The 14,221-nt window shown below is 68.1% G+C and carries 11 protein-coding genes; 4 read left to right on the top strand and 7 right to left on the bottom strand.

All coding sequences use genetic code 11. The features are described 5' to 3' along the window. Positions 1–165: 165 nt before the first annotated feature. The 3 genes from paoC to paoA are packed head-to-tail and all read right to left on the bottom strand — an operon-like array spanning position 166 to position 3,961. Entirely contained in the window at positions 166–2,373 is a 2,208-nt protein-coding gene (paoC, locus tag Q9Q95_RS20840) for an aldehyde oxidoreductase molybdenum-binding subunit PaoC (protein WP_306099081.1), read from the bottom strand. A 5-nt stretch (positions 2,374–2,378) separates the two neighbouring features. Then, the gene (locus Q9Q95_RS20835; RefSeq protein ID WP_306099080.1) at positions 2,379–3,329 is read right to left on the bottom strand and encodes a xanthine dehydrogenase family protein subunit M; all 951 of its coding nucleotides are present in this window, start codon (positions 3,327–3,329) and stop codon (positions 2,379–2,381) included. Next, positions 3,326–3,961 carry an aldehyde dehydrogenase iron-sulfur subunit PaoA gene (gene paoA / locus Q9Q95_RS20830; protein ID WP_306099079.1) on the bottom strand — a complete coding sequence of 212 codons (636 nt, stop codon included), beginning with the start codon at positions 3,959–3,961 and terminating at the stop codon, positions 3,326–3,328. The genes Q9Q95_RS20835 and paoA overlap by 4 nt, the downstream gene beginning before the upstream one ends. A 328-nt stretch (positions 3,962–4,289) precedes the next feature. Here paoA and Q9Q95_RS20825 point away from each other — a divergent pair, with 328 nt between their 5' ends. From Q9Q95_RS20825 to Q9Q95_RS20815, 3 genes are read left to right on the top strand one after another with little or no spacing between them, the layout of a single operon-like run. Further along, a complete protein-coding gene (locus tag Q9Q95_RS20825) occupies positions 4,290–7,442 on the top strand; it encodes a YdbH domain-containing protein (RefSeq protein WP_306099078.1) in 3,153 nt (1,050 codons plus the stop codon). Between the two features lie 11 nt (positions 7,443–7,453). Then, positions 7,454–7,645, top strand: a complete 192-nt coding sequence (locus Q9Q95_RS20820; RefSeq protein ID WP_306099077.1) for a YnbE family lipoprotein — start codon at positions 7,454–7,456, stop codon at positions 7,643–7,645. Continuing rightward, complete coding sequence (locus tag Q9Q95_RS20815; RefSeq protein ID WP_306099076.1) at positions 7,645–8,016, top strand: YdbL family protein; 372 nt, start codon at positions 7,645–7,647, stop codon at positions 8,014–8,016. The genes Q9Q95_RS20820 and Q9Q95_RS20815 overlap by 1 nt, the downstream gene beginning before the upstream one ends. Positions 8,017–8,057: 41 nt before the next feature. Here the strand turns inward: Q9Q95_RS20815 and Q9Q95_RS20810 are convergent, their stop codons facing one another. Genes Q9Q95_RS20810 through Q9Q95_RS20800 form a run of 3 tightly spaced genes read right to left on the bottom strand, consistent with a single transcriptional unit; the run spans position 8,058 to position 12,197 of the window. Next, a complete protein-coding gene (locus Q9Q95_RS20810; RefSeq protein ID WP_306099075.1) occupies positions 8,058–9,584 on the bottom strand; it encodes a DHA2 family efflux MFS transporter permease subunit in 1,527 nt (508 codons plus the stop codon). Positions 9,585–9,595: 11 nt separating this feature from the next. After that, positions 9,596–10,741: an efflux RND transporter periplasmic adaptor subunit gene (locus Q9Q95_RS20805; RefSeq protein WP_306099074.1), complete on the bottom strand. Its 1,146-nt coding sequence runs from the start codon at positions 10,739–10,741 to the stop codon at positions 9,596–9,598. Further along, on the bottom strand, positions 10,734–12,197 hold the full coding sequence (locus tag Q9Q95_RS20800) for an efflux transporter outer membrane subunit (RefSeq protein WP_306099073.1): 1,464 nt from the start codon (positions 12,195–12,197) through the stop codon (positions 10,734–10,736). Before Q9Q95_RS20800 ends, Q9Q95_RS20805 begins: the two co-directional genes overlap by 8 nt. A gap of 89 nt (positions 12,198–12,286) precedes the next feature. Here Q9Q95_RS20800 and Q9Q95_RS20795 point away from each other — a divergent pair, with 89 nt between their 5' ends. Next, a complete protein-coding gene (locus tag Q9Q95_RS20795) occupies positions 12,287–12,952 on the top strand; it encodes a TetR/AcrR family transcriptional regulator (RefSeq protein WP_306099072.1) in 666 nt (221 codons plus the stop codon). Here the strand turns inward: Q9Q95_RS20795 and Q9Q95_RS20790 are convergent. Then, entirely contained in the window at positions 12,915–14,084 is a 1,170-nt protein-coding gene (locus tag Q9Q95_RS20790; protein ID WP_306099089.1) for a phosphatidylserine/phosphatidylglycerophosphate/cardiolipin synthase family protein, read from the bottom strand. The two genes, Q9Q95_RS20795 and Q9Q95_RS20790, sit on opposite strands and share 38 nt — an antisense overlap. Positions 14,085–14,221 lie beyond the last annotated feature (137 nt).

The raw sequence follows: 14,221 nt of genomic DNA, 5'->3' as shown, positions 1-14,221 counted from the left end.
GCCCGGTAGCTCGTCAGGCTCATAACCTGAAGGTCGCAGGTTCAAATCCTGCTCCCGCAACCAACACGCCGCCTCAGGTCAAACCCCGGGGCGGCTTTTTTGTACCCGGCCCCCCGCCGGCCATACCTGACCGCAGCGACCTGCCTCCTTGCCGGACCAGCCGCCTCAGCCGCGACCAGCATCCCCGCCGACCGGCGGCAGCCGGTCCAGCAACTTGTCCAGCGTCACCGGATAGTCGCGCACCCGCACCCCGGTGGCATTGTACACCGCGTTGGCGACCGCCGCCCCGACGCCGCATATGCCCAGTTCGCCGACGCCCTTCGCCTTCATCGGCGACGATATCGGGTCGACCTCGTCGAGGAAGATCACTTCCTGGCGCGGAATGTCGGCATGAACCGGGACCTCGTACCCGGCAAGATCGTGATTGACGAAGAAGCCGAAGCGCTTGTCGACCGCGAGCTCCTCCATCAGCGCGGCGCCGGCCGCCATCGTCATTGCGCCGATCACCTGGCTGCGCGCCGATTTCGGGTTGAGGATCCGCCCCGCGGCGCAGACCGCGAGCATCCGGCGGATGCGGATCTCGCCGGTATAATTATGCACCGCCGCCTCGACGAAATGCCCGGCAAAGGTCGATTGCTGGTATTTCTTCGCGAGGTCGCCGAACTCGATCTGATCCTCGACCATGATCTCGCCGTCGGCTGCCGCCTTGGCGAGCGCGGCGCTGCGATTGCCCGAGCGGACCTTGCCGCCGGCGAACACGGCATCGGAAGAGTTGAAGCCGAGCTTCTGCGCTACCGTCTCGCGCAATTTGACGCAGGCGGCATAGACCCCGGCGGTAGAGCTGTTGGCGCCCCATTGTCCGCCCGAGCCGGCCGAGACAGGAAAGCTCGAATCGCCGAGCCTGACCTCGACGCGATCGAGCGGCACCCCCATCATCTCGGCGGCGGTCTGCGCGATGATCGTATAGGTGCCGGTGCCGATATCGGTCATGTCGGTCTCGACCGTGATCCGGCCCGCCGGGCTCAGCCGGACGCGCGCCGCCGACTTCATCACCAGATTGTTGCGGAAGCCTGCGGCGACGCCCATGCCGACCAGCCAATGGCCGTCGCGCATCGTCGCAGGGGTCGCGCTGCGCTTGCTCCAGCCGAAGCGCTCGGCACCGAGGCGCAGGCACTCGACCAGCTGGCGCTGCGAGAAAGGCCGTTCGGGCTTTTCGGGATCGACCTGGGTATCGTTCAGGATGCGGAACTGGATCGGATCGATTCCCAATTTCTCCGCCATCTCGTCGATCGCGATCTCGAGCGCCATCAGCCCCGGCGCTTCGCCCGGCGCGCGCATCGCATTGCCTTCGGGCAGATCGAGCGTCGCCAGCCGCGCAGTGATCAGCCGGTTGGGGCCGGCATAGAGCAAGCGCGTCTGCTGCACCGCATTCTCGATCCCGCCGCCGGGCAGATCGCCCGACCAATTCTCATGGCCGATCGCGGTGATCTTGCCGTCGCGGGTCGCGCCGATCCGGATGCGCTGGATCGTCGCGGGGCGATGGGTCGTGTTGTTGAACATCAGCGGCCGCGGCAGCGCGACCTTGACCGGCCGGCCCGCTGCCTTCGCGCCCAATGCGGCGAGGATCGCATCGGCGCGGACGAACAATTTCCCGCCGAAGCCGCCACCGATGAAAGGCGAGATCAGCCGTACTCTCTCCTTGGGAATGCCGAGCGTCTTGGCGACGTCGCCGCGGCCCCACGCAATCATCTGGTTCGCGGTCCACAGGGTCAGCCGGTCGCCTTCCCATTCGGCGATGCTGGCATGCGGCTCCATCATCGCATGCGCCTGATCGGGCGTTTGATAGGTCGCGTCGATCGTGACCGGGGCTGCGGCGAAGGCCGCGGCGAAATCGCCGACCGTGATGTCCTTCTGGTCCCTGGAGGGCTGCGCGCCGTCCATCGCGGACTTGAGGTCGAAAGCTCCTTTCGCGCGCGCATAGTCGACGCGGACCAAGGCCGCGGCGGCGCGCGCCTGCTCGAAGGTCTCGGCGACGACCAACGCCACGGCCTGGTGATAATGCTGGATCTCGGGCCCGCCGAGCAAATCGGCGGTGTTGAAATCGCCTTTGGTCAACTTGCCGGCATTGTCGGCGGTGACGATCGCGAGCACGCCCGGCGCGCTCCTGGCGGCGCGCAGGTCCATCGACGCGATACGCCCTTTGGCGATCGCCGCGCCGACCACCGCGCCATAAGCCGCATTCGCGGTCGGATGCTCATAGGCATAGGGTGCGGTGCCGGTGGTCTTGCGCGGCCCGTCGATCCGGCTGGCGGGCTTGCCGACCACCTTGAGCTGATCGATCGGATTGGTGCCGGCGGGGGTGTCGAACTTCATGACGATCAGCCCCTCGCCTGCGCCAGCACCGCGCCGAGCGTGCGCTCGACCAATGTCAGCTTGAATGCATTGTCGCCGGTCGGTTTCGCGCCGGCGAGGAGCCCTTCGGCCACTGCCTTCGCCCCGCGCGGCATCGCCGCCTCGCCCGCCTCGACTCGCCACGGCTTGGGCGCAATGCCGCCCACCGCGACCCGGCCGCTGCCGTCGCGCTGGACGATTGCGCCGATCGAGACGAGCGCGAAGGCATAGGACGCGCGGTCGCGCACCTTATGATAGATGTGCGTGCCGCCCAAAGGTGCCGGCAGGGTCGCCGCTGTGATCAGCTCGCCCGGCTCCAGCGAGGTCTCGATGTGCGGGGTATCGCCGGGAAGCCGATGAAAGTCGGCGATCGGGATCGCGCGGGTGGCGCCGTCGGGCTTGACGGTCTCGATCGTTGCGTCGAGCGCGCGCATCGCCACTGCCATGTCGCCGGGATAGGTCGCGATGCATGCCTCGCTCGTCCCGATCACGCCGAGCTGGCGGCTATACCCGCCGATCGCCGCGCAGCCGCTGCCCGGCTTGCGCTTGTTGCATGGCTGGTTGGTGTCGTAAAAATAGGGGCAACGCGTGCGCTGGAGCAAATTGCCAGCGGTGGTCGCCTTGTTGCGCAACTGACCCGATGCGCCGGCGAGCAATGCCCGCGAGAGCAAGGCATAGTCCTTGCGTACGCGTTTGTCGGCAGCGAGATCGGTATTGCGCACCAGCGCGCCGATGCGGAGGCCGCCTTCGGAGGTGGGTTCGATCCGATCGAGGCCGATGCCGTTGACGTCGATCAGATGAGTCGGCACCTCGATCTCGAGCTTCATCAGGTCGAGCAAATTGGTCCCGCCGGCGATGAACTTGGCGCCCTGGGTGCGCGCGGCGGCGCTCGCCGCGTCGGCGGACGAGGTAACCCGCTCATAGCTGAACGGCCTCATGCGCGCCTCCCTGCGACTTCGGTCATCGCATCGAGGATGTTCGAATAGGCGCCGCAGCGGCAGATATTGCCGCTCATCCGCTCGCGCATCTCGTCATTGGTCGCGCGCGGGCGGGCATTGAGGTCCCGCGTCGCATGGCTCGGAACGCCCTTGCGGATCTCGTCGAGCACCGCGACCGCCGAACAGATCTGGCCCGGCGTGCAATAGCCGCATTGATAGCCGTCATGCTTGACGAAAGCGGCCTGCATCGGGTGCAGCTTTTCGGGCGTGCCGAGCCCTTCGATCGTGGTCACTTCGTCGCCTTCGTGCATCACTGCCAGCGACAGGCACGAGTTGATCCGCCGCCCGTCGACGATCACGGTGCAGGCGCCGCACTGGCCGTGGTCGCAGCCTTTCTTGGTCCCGGTCAGCTGGAGATGCTCGCGCAGCGCGTCGAGCAAGGTCGTGCGCGTGTCCAGATCGAGCGTGCGCTTCTCGCCATTGACCGTCAGCGCGACCTTCATCGCCGCCGGCACCGGTTGGAGCGGCGGCCGGGTCTCGGCGCGCGCCGGGGGGACCGATGCGATCGCCAGCGAAGCGCCGCCGCTTGCCAGCACGCCGCGCCGGGTGATGCCGTAATCGTCATCCTTCATATCGTCCTGGCTCCCGTCACACGGCGAACGTTCCTCACGCCTCCGGGTTCAATGCCGGTGATACTGCCTATCTGCCAGCGGCTCCATCCCGAAGTCTCTCCCCGGCGCGAGATGCGATGCGTCCCCGCACGACGGCCTGGAATTGTCGAGATCCACGGACGCACTGCGCTTTCGGTCTGGCGGCACGCCATCGCACTATCGAGATTGCCCGAGCGGGCGCAGGGCGCAAATCCATGTGCCTTTTCGTTCGTTCCCCGCCGGGCGGTCGCCGCAGGACTTGCCGTCAGGGGCAAGGTCGCCATAGTGCCCGCCCGGGAGTTGCTGCCGCGTGACGACGAGCCTCGATGAAGCGCCGGAACCGGCGGCCAGCGCACCGGTCCGCCGTGCCCGCCGGCCATGGGGCCGTCTTTTCCTCGCATTGGCGCTGCTGATCATCGCCGCGCTGTTCGCGGCGTGGCTCCAGCGGCGAACGATCGCGCGCGAATTCGTCGACCGTGAGCTGAACCGCCGCGGGGTTCGCGCGCAATATCAGATCGAGCGATTGTCTCCGTGGCATCAGCGGCTCACCCAGGTCGTGATCGGCGATCCCCGCGATCCCGATCTGGTCGCCGATTGGATCGAGATCGGCACTTCGCTGTCGCCGTGGCGCGCGGAAATGCTCGAGCTTCGCGCCGGTCATGTCCGCGCGAAGGCGCGGCTTATCGACGGGCGGCTGTCGCTCGGGGCGATCGATCGCTTGATGCCGCCCTCGTCCGGAAAGCCCTTCGCGCTGCCGCACGTGCGGCTCGATGTCGCGGACGCCCGGCTGCGGCTCGATAGCGGCCATGGCATGGTCGATTTCGCGGTGAAGGGCCGCGGCATGCTCGATGACGGGTTCAGCGGGGCTATGCAGCTCGCCGCGCCGCGGCTCGATCTCGCCGGTTGCGCCGGCACCGGCCTCACCGGGGCGCTGGACCTGCGCATCCGCCAGGCACGGCCCATGATCGGCGGCACGCTGGCGGGGTCGGCACTGCGCTGCGCCGATCTGCAGGTCACGGCTCCGAAAACGAAGCTGCAGGCGACTCTCGGTCCGGCACTGGATCGCTGGACCGGCACGGCGGACGTGGCGCTCGCCCGCATCGAGATGGCAGGACGCCGGGTTTCCGCTGTCGAGGGGCGAATCTCGTTCGACGGCAGCGTCGCGGATACGCAAGGCAAGATCGCGCTTCGGTCGGGCCGTTTCGAGGCGCCCGAAGCCATTGGCGCGGCGCTGCACCTCGCGGGCGATTATCGCCAGAGGCCTGCCGGCTTCGGCTATCGCGGAACCCTCGTCGCACGATCGGCGGGCCTGTCGCGCCCGCTGCGCGAACAGATCGGCGCGGCTGCGGCGGGCGTGCAGGACACGCCGCTCGGTCCGGTGGCGGCGCGGCTCGCCCGATCCGCCGCGACGGCCGCCGGCGCGTTCGACGCGACCGCCGATTTCGGGCTCGCCGCCTCGGCCGCCGGAATGACCTATCACATCCCGCGCGTGGCGCTCGTCGCCGCGAGCGGTGCCCGGCTGACCTTCGATCGCGGAACCGGCGTGACCGGCGCCGGCAGCGCGGCCGCCCCGCGGATCGAGGGCACGCTCGCGGTTCGCGGCGGCGGAATGCCCGAGGCCATGGTCCGGCTTTCGCAGCGTCCCGGAGACACGCGGCTCCACGGGACGGGCTTCGTCCAGCCTTATGCGGCGGACGGCGCCTCGCTGTCGCTTTCGCGCATCGCCTTCGTGCTCGGCGCCGAAGGCGGCACGCTTCAGACCATGGCCATGCTCTCCGGCCCGCTGGCGGGTGGCCGGATCGACGGGCTCGCACTCCCGCTCGATGCGCGCTGGCGCGGCCGCCGCGTGACCGTCAATCCAGCCTGCATTGCCCTCCGCTACCGGCGCATCGCCCTTGCCGGCGTAATTCTGGCGCCGGGAAGAGCCCAGGCCTGCCCGCTGGGCGGCGCGATGGTCGAGGTCTCCCCCGGGGCAATGAGCGGCGGCATTCGCCTCGTGCGGCCCGAACTCGCCGGGCAGGTCGGTGCGAGCCCGCTGCTGCTGCGCGGCAGCGAGGCCCGGCTCGATCTCGGCAAACAGCGTTTCTCGCTGGCCGGCGCGCAGGTGCGGCTCGGCGCGGAACGCGTCACCCGGCTCGACATGGAGTCGCTCGGCGGCAGTTTCGCGCGCCGTATCGCCGGCGATTTCGCGGGCCTGAGCGGGCAGATCGGCGGGGTGCCGCTGGTGATCTCGGGGGCGGCGGGAAACTGGGCAGTCGAGGGCGGCGGCCTGGTGCTCGCCGGCAAATTGCAGGTGCGCGACGCCGAAGCGTCCCCGCGTTTCCACCCGCTCGCCAGCGACGACGCCCGGTTGCGGCTGGTCGATGGCACGATCATCGCGACCGCCGGCCTCAACGCGCCTACGGGAATGCCGGTCGCGCAAGTCGAGATCCGGCACGATCTGGGCGAGGGCAAGGGTGCGGCAAAGATCGCGGTGCCGGGGCTGCGCTTCGCCGAGGGCGGGCTCCAGCCGAGCGACCTGACGCCGCTCACCTTCGGGTTGATCGCCGATGTCAGCGGTACGGTCGAAGGCAGCGGCGAGATTCTCTGGTCGCCCGATGGCGTGTCGAGCAGCGGGCGCTTCGGCACGCGCGCGATCGATCTCGCCGCGGCGTTCGGGCCGGTCCGCGGCCTCGCCACCGAATTGATATTCAGCGACCTGCTCAACATGCGCACCGCGCCGGGACAGGTCGCGACGACAGTGGAGATCAATCCCGGCGTTCCGGTGCGCAACGGCACGATCCGCTTCCGCCTGCTCGACAGCCAGCGCATCGAGGTCGAAGGCGCGCGCTGGCCCTTCGCCGGCGGCGAGCTGGTGCTCGAGCCGACGATTCTCGATTTCAGCGAGCGCCAGGCGCGCCGCATGACCTTCCAGGTGATCGGCGCCGATGCGGCCTTGTTCCTCAAGGAAATGGAATTCGACAATCTCGACGCCACCGGCACCTTCGACGGGACCTTGCCGATGATATTCGACGCGCAGGGCGGCCGGATCGAAGGCGGTTCGCTGCGCGCGCGTGCCGGCGGTTCGCTCGCTTATGTCGGCGAGATCTCGCAGCGCGACGTCGGCTTCTGGGGCAATATGGCGTTCCAGGCCCTGAAGGCGCTCGACTATCGCAATCTCACGATCGACATGAACGGCCCGCTCGACGGCGACATGGTCACCGAGATCCGCTTCTCCGGAGTGAGCCAGGGCAAGGGCACCAAATCCAATTTCCTGCTGCGCCGGCTGGCGAAATTGCCTTTCGTGTTCAACGTCCGGGTCAGCGCGCCGTTCAAGCAGCTGCTCGATTCGGTGCAGTCGTGGTACGATCCGAACCGGCTGATCGAGCGCAACCTGCCCAGCCTGCTCGAGGAACAGGAACGATCCGGCGGCGAAGGCGGCACGAAGCCGGTTCAGCCGCGCGAAAGCGACAAGCTGCGATGAAGGGAGCCGCAATGAGGTTGAAACGAACATTCGGGCTGTTGGCCACGCTCCCGATCGGAGCCGCGGCCGGCGGCTGCGTCAACGTGACCGCGCCCGACAAGCCGATCGTCATCAACCTCAACATATCGATCACGCAGGAAGTGGTGTATCGTCTCGACAACAAGGCGAAGACACTGATCCAGGAAAATCCGGGAATATTCTGATGCGCAAATTGCCTGTTCTCGCCGCGCTGGCGGCCACCGCCCTGATCGCCGCGCCTGCCTTCGCGCAGCGCGATCCCGCTTATGCGGCGGCGCGCGCCGCCGGGCAGGTTGGCGAGCAGCCCGATGGTTATCTCGGTGTGGTCGGCGCGGGCACGCCGGCGCTCCAGGCGCTGGTCAGCAACATCAACATCCAGCGCAAGAAGCAATATACCGCGCAGGCCGCGGCAGGTTCGACGGTCCAGCAGATGGCGTTCGTCACCGGCTGCAATCTGATCCTGCGGACCGAGGCGGGCGAGAAATATCAGGCGCCCGACGGCCGCTGGCTCACCCGCGGCGCCGCCGCGCCGGTACGCGATCCGCGCTGTTTGTAACGTAAAGCGTCATCCCGGCTTTCGCCGGGATGACGTGTGACCTAATGCGCCGCCCCCATCTCGACCGCACGGGTCGGCCGCGGGGTCAGCCAGATGATCATCGCCGCAAAGGCGAACACCACTGCCGAGATCAGGAAGATGTGCGTCGTCGCCACCGCCATCGCTTCCCTGTCGACCAGTTGGGCGATCACGCCGCGGATCTGATCGACCGAAAAGCCCTGCGCGGCGAGCGCGTCGCTGGTGCCCTGGGTGTTCATCGTCGAGACGATCTCGCTGCGCGCCACCCGGCTGCTATTGTCCCACATCGTCGCCGAAACCGAGGTGCCGATCGCGCCGGCCATCGTCCGCAGGAAGCTCATCACCCCCGCCGCCGCCGCGGTCTCGCGCGGCTCGACTGCGGCAAGCGCGAGCGTGGTCAGCGGAATGAAGAAGAACGGCATGCCGACGCCCTGCAGCAATTGCGGAAACGCCAGCGTCCAGAAATCGGCGCCGCTGTTCCAGTGCACCCGCAGCAGCGACGTCATGCCGAGCCACAATATGCCGAAGCACACCAACGCGCGCGGATCGTACCGCGTCGACAGCTTGGCGACGATCGGCGACATGATCACCGCCGCCACCCCGGTGAACGCCGTGGCATAGCCGGCCCAGGTCGCGGTATAGCCCATGCTGGTCTGCAGCCATTGCGGGATGATCACCGCCGAGGCGAAGAAGGTCGCGAAGGCGAAGGACAGGCTCGCCACCGCCACGGTGAAGCCGCGATGGCGGAATACCCGCAGGTCGACGATCGGCTGGTCCTCGGTGAGCTCCCAGGCGAGGAACACGATCAGCCCGACCGCGGCGATCACTGCCAGCGCGATGATCGTGGGATCGGCGAACCAGTCATGTTCGCGGCCGAGATCGAGCATGATCTGCAGCGCGCCGATCCACAGCAGCATCAGCGCGAGGCCGATTCCATCGATCCGCATCTTTTCGGTCCTCGTCTCGGACGAAGCGAGCAGGCGCATCGCCCCGAACGCGCAGATCGCGGCGACGGGAATGTTGATGAAGAAGATCCAGTGCCACGACCAGCTGTCGCTGATCGTCCCGCCGAGGATCGGCCCGAGGATCGGCGCGGTCACCGTGGTCATCGCCCATACCCCCATCGCCTGGGCGCGCTGCTCGGGCTTGAAGATGCGCATCAGCAAGGTCTGGCTCAGCGGCATCAGCGGGCCGCCGCACAGCCCCTGGCCGACCCGGCAGGCGACGAGCATGCCGAGCGAGGTCGACATGCCGCACAGCACCGAGAAGATGCCGAAGCCGATCATCCCGAAGGTGAAGGTGCGCACCGTCCCGAACCGTCCGGCGAGCCAGCCGGTCAAGGGCACGCACACAGCCTCGGCGACGGCGTAGGAGGTGATGATCCACGTCCCCTGGCTTCCCGAAATGCCGAGGCTGCCGGCGATGTGCGGCACCGAGACATTGGCGATGGTGGTGTCGAGCACCACCATGAAATTGGTGAGCGCGAGCACCGCGCCCGCGAGGATCAGCCGGAACCCGGTAAGGGGCGCCATTTCGGCCTTGCCGTTCATCGGACCCGTCCTCAGTTCTTCGAGACGTCGATCTCGGCGTCCATGGAAAGTCCGACCCGCAGCGGGTGCGCCTGCAGCTCCTTGGGATCGAGCGCGACGCGCACCGGGAGGCGCTGGACCACCTTGATCCAGTTGCCGGTGGCGTTCTGCGCCGGGATCAGCGCGAACGACGATCCGGTGCCGCCCGAAAGCCCGACGACGCGCCCATGATATTCGACATCGCCGCCGTACAGGTCGGAGGTCAGCGTCACCGGCTGGCCCACCTTGACCCGGTCGAGCTGGCCCTCCTTGAAATTGGCGTCGACATAAAGCTGGCCAACGGGAACGATCAGCATCAGCGCGGTGCCCGGCGCGACGCGCTGGCCGATCTGGACGTTGCGCCGGGTGACCACGCCGTCGATCGGCGCGCGGATCACGGTGCGGTCGAGCTCGAGCTTCGCCTGCGCGACCTTGGCCTGCGCGGCGAGCACTTCGGGCGCGCTATTGGCGGTGGTGCCGCTGATCAGCGCATTGTTCGCGGCGAGTTCGCCGCTCGCTGCGCCTTTGGTCGAGCTTGCCTGCGCCACGCCGGCGCGCGCCAGATCGAGCGCGGCCCTGGCCGAAGCGAAGCCGTTGGTCGCCGAGGAGAGTTCCTCGCCCGACACCGCGCCATTGGGGGCGAGGCGCTGGCGCCGGGCGAGATCGACGCGTGCCTTCTCATAGTCCGCCTGTGCGGAGACGAGTTGGGCACGGGCACGCGCGATATCTGCGTTGCGGGCATCGACTTGCGCGGCGAGTGCCGCGCTGGTCGCCGAAGTCTGGCCATATTGGCGGCGGGCTCTGGCGAGATCGGCCTCGGCCTGGGCGAGCGCGATCCGCGCATCGCTGTCGTCGAGCTGGACGAGGATGTCGCCCTTGCGCACCGCCTGGGTGTCGGAGACCGCGACCTTGAGCACCTGCGCCGCGACCATCGGAGTCACGCTGGCAGTGTCGGCGCCGACATAGGCATTGTCGGTGCCGATATGATGGCTGCCGACCAATGCATACCAGCCGCCATAGCCGGCACCGGCGAGCAGCACCGCGCCGGCGATGCCGCCGAGCAGCCGCTTGCGCAGCGTGTTGGGCTTCTTCTCGGCCTCGGTACGGATGTGGAGGCCTGCGGGATCGGCATCAGCCATGGGTCGGGTCCTTGCGTGCGGCCGCAGCCGCCTGATTGTTGGAAAAGCCTCCGCCGAGCGCGCGAACCAGCTGGACGTCGAGCGTGAATGCCCGCGCCTCGAGGTCGACGACGATCTGGCGGTTCTGCAGCACCCTCTCTTCGGCAGTCAGAACATCGAGAAAGGTCGACAGGCCGCCTTCATAGCGTTGCCTGGCGATCCCATAGGCGGCTTCCGAATCGGTCAGCGCCTGGCGGCTCTCGGAAAGCCGGGTGACGAGTGCGCGCTGGCTGGTCACCGTATCGGCGACTTCGCGAAAGGCAGTGGCGACGGTCCCGTCATAATTGGCGACGGCTTCGTCATAGCCGGCGCGGGCGCCCTTATATTGGCCGGCGAGCTGGCCGCCGCGGAAGATCGGCAGGCTGATCGCAGGGCCAGCCTGGCCGAAGGTCGAGCCGCTGTCGAACAGGTTCGACAGGCCGAGCGACTGGAAGCCGACCAAAGCGCTGAGATTGACCGAGGGATAGAAATCGGCGCGCGCCACCTTGATCCGGCTGGCGGCGGCTTCGACCCGGGCGCGGGCGGCGGCGATGTCGGGGCGGCGGCCGATCAGGTCGGTGGTGACGCCGGCGGGCAGGGCGCGCGCCTCGGCGGGTGCGACCGGCAGCGCGATGCTCAGTCCGCGGTCCGGCCCCTTGCCGAGCAGGGCGGCGATGCGGTTGCGGGTGAGCCCGATCGCCTCGTCGGTCGCGGCGAGATTCGCGCGCGCCGCGGGGACGGCCGAATCGGCCTGTTTCGATTCGGCGCGGGTGTCGAGCCCGGCGGCGACGCGGTCGGATACCAGTTTCTGCGTCTGGGTACGCAGGCGCAGCGCATTCTCCTGCACCCGGCGTTCGGCGGCGAGCCGGGCGAGATCGGCATAGGCGCTGGCGATGTTGGTCGACAAAACGAGCCGCGATTGCTCGAGCTCGATCCGCGCGGCCTCGGCGTCCGAAGTCGCGGCGGCGAGCGCGGCGCGGTTCTTGCCCCACAAATCGAGGTCGAAGCTCAGGCTGGCGGCGACGCGGCCGCTGTCGTTCCAGCCTTGCGGCACGAATGCCGGGGGGATGCCGTTATTGTAGCTCTGCTTGGCCTCGGTGGCGCTCGCCTCGAGCCCGAGCGTGGGCAGGCGAGCGGCGCCGGCCTGCTGGGCATATGCCTGGGCCGAACGCAGCCGCGCCGCGGCGCCGGCGAGATCGGGCGAATCGGCAAGGCCCTCCTCGATGAGTCCGGTCAGCTGCGCATCGGCATAATCGACCCACCATGAGTCGGCGGGCCAAGCCGCCGTTGCGGCGCCGAAGGATTGGCTGGCGGCATAGCTGTCGCCGGCGCGGATCTCGGGGCGCGCGCCGAGTTCGGGCACCGGTGCGCAGGCGGAAAAGAGAAGGGGGGTGGCGAGCGTGGCGAGGAGCGCGGGCCGGAAACGGGAAAGCATCATGATTTAAATACCGTACTGTAGGGTACGGCGGCGCAGATGGTCCCGGCATCGCATCTTGTCAATAGGAAATCGTACCCTATAGTACGGTTATGCAAACCCTAATCGAAAAGGCACCCGGCAAGCGCGAGGCGCGCAAGGAAGAGCGGCGGCTGGCGATCCTCGAAGTGGCCAAGCGCTCGTTTCTCGAAAGCGGCTATTCGGGGACGTCGATGTCGGCGATCTCGGCGGAGCTGGGCGGCTCCAAGGGCACGTTGTGGAACTATTTTCCGTCGAAGGAGGAATTGTTCGCCGCGGTGCTCGATCATGCCACCGTGGCCTATCGCCAGTTGCTGAGCAGCGTGCTCCAGCCTTCTGCCGATCTGTACACGACGCTCACTGCGTTCTGCCGCAGCTTCATCGGCAAGATCACGATGGAGGACGCCATCCAGCTGCACCGGCTGATCGCAGCCGAATCGGCTCGCTTTCCGGAACTCGGCGAGATCTTCTATCGCCGCGCGCCGCAGCCGACCCAGCAGATGCTCGCCGATTTCTTCGCGGGCCAGATGGCGGCCGGGCACATGCGCGAGGACGATCCGCTGGCCGCCGCGCGGGTGCTCGCCAGCCTGTGCCTCGGCGGGCTCCACCAGCGCGTGGTGTGGGGCATAGCCGAGGCGACGTCCGACGAGGTCGACCGCGAGGCGCGCTACGCCGTCGACATTTTCGCGCGCGCCTTCGACATCAGCCGCGCCGCCGCGGTTGCTGTGGGCCGAAATTGAGCCGCCGGGTGACGTTGTAGTCGAGCACCGCCATCACGAAATAGGCCGCGAACTGCTTGACGCGAGTCCATGCGCCGGTGCGCGCCTTGTGGATCTCGGGAGTGATCAGCTCGGAATCGGCGATCTCGCCCTCGACGAAGCGGCGGACATGCCCCGCGAAGGCCTCGTCCTCGATCCGCAGCATCAATTCGAGGTTGAGATACATGCTGCGGATGTCGAAATTGGCCGAGCCGATATGGACGACATCGTCGATCACGAACAATTTGGTGTGCAGCTTCGACGGCTGATACTCATAGATCTGCACTTTCTTGCGCAGCAGGCCGGCATAGGTGAAGTGCGCGGCCCATAACGAGGCGGTGTGATCCACCTTGGACGGCAGCACCAGCCGCACCCGTCCGCGCTTTCCCGCCCGGTCGAGCCGCCGCAGCATCGCCGGATTGGGCGCGAAATAGGAAGTGACGAGGTCGATCGTCCGCGCCCGCTGCATCTCGCGCTTCACCACGCGCGCCCAAGGCGACAGCCTTCGCATCGGACCGCCGAGCAGCCAGCGCGCCGCACCTTCGGGCTCGCTCCACGAATTGAGCGTGCGCGCGAGGGTGCGCATCGATCCGCGCGGCTGCTTGGTCCAGCGCGACAATGCATCGAAATAGCCGACCAGCCGCGCCGCCGCCGGCCCCTCGACCATCAGCCCGAGATCGCGCCACGCGTCCTGCTCGGGCGTGCCGAAATAGCTGTCCTCGATATTGAAGCCGCCGATGAGCACGCGCTCCTCGTCGGCGAGCGCGAGCTTCTGGTGGTTGCGCAGCAGATAGCGCCGCCCCCAGCGCGGCACGAAGCGGCACATGTCGACCCCCGCGGCGCGCAAAGGATCGAAGAAATGGTGCGAGGCGGCCTGTTCGCTGCCGAGCCCGTCGACGATCAGATGGACGCGCACGCCGCGCCGGGCGGCCTGGATCAGTGCGTCGCGCACTGCGGTGCCAGCCGAATCGTCGACATAGATGTAATAGAGCACCCGCAGCGACCGCTTCGCCGAGCCGATCAGCCCGAGGAGCGCTGCCATCCGTTCGGGGCCTTCGGGCAGCATCGTCAGGCGATTGCCGGCGACGGTGAAGGGCTGCGACCAGCGATCCATGCCGCGGTCATGGGCTGCGCCGCCGCCCGCGGCAAGGGCGACGGTCTCCGGTGTTCGCATGCTGGCGCGGCCTCCCCGCTGGCGAAGTCCTTGAACTCGCAATGTCCGCCGGGGTTGCGCCCGGCAGGCGAACCGGC

The organism is Sphingomonas sp. DG1-23, from assembly GCF_030730875.1.
Taxonomy (GTDB): domain Bacteria; phylum Pseudomonadota; class Alphaproteobacteria; order Sphingomonadales; family Sphingomonadaceae; genus Sphingomonas.
The sequence above is the reverse complement of the archived record's forward strand: the minus strand, read 5'-3'. Positions and strand labels throughout refer to the sequence as shown.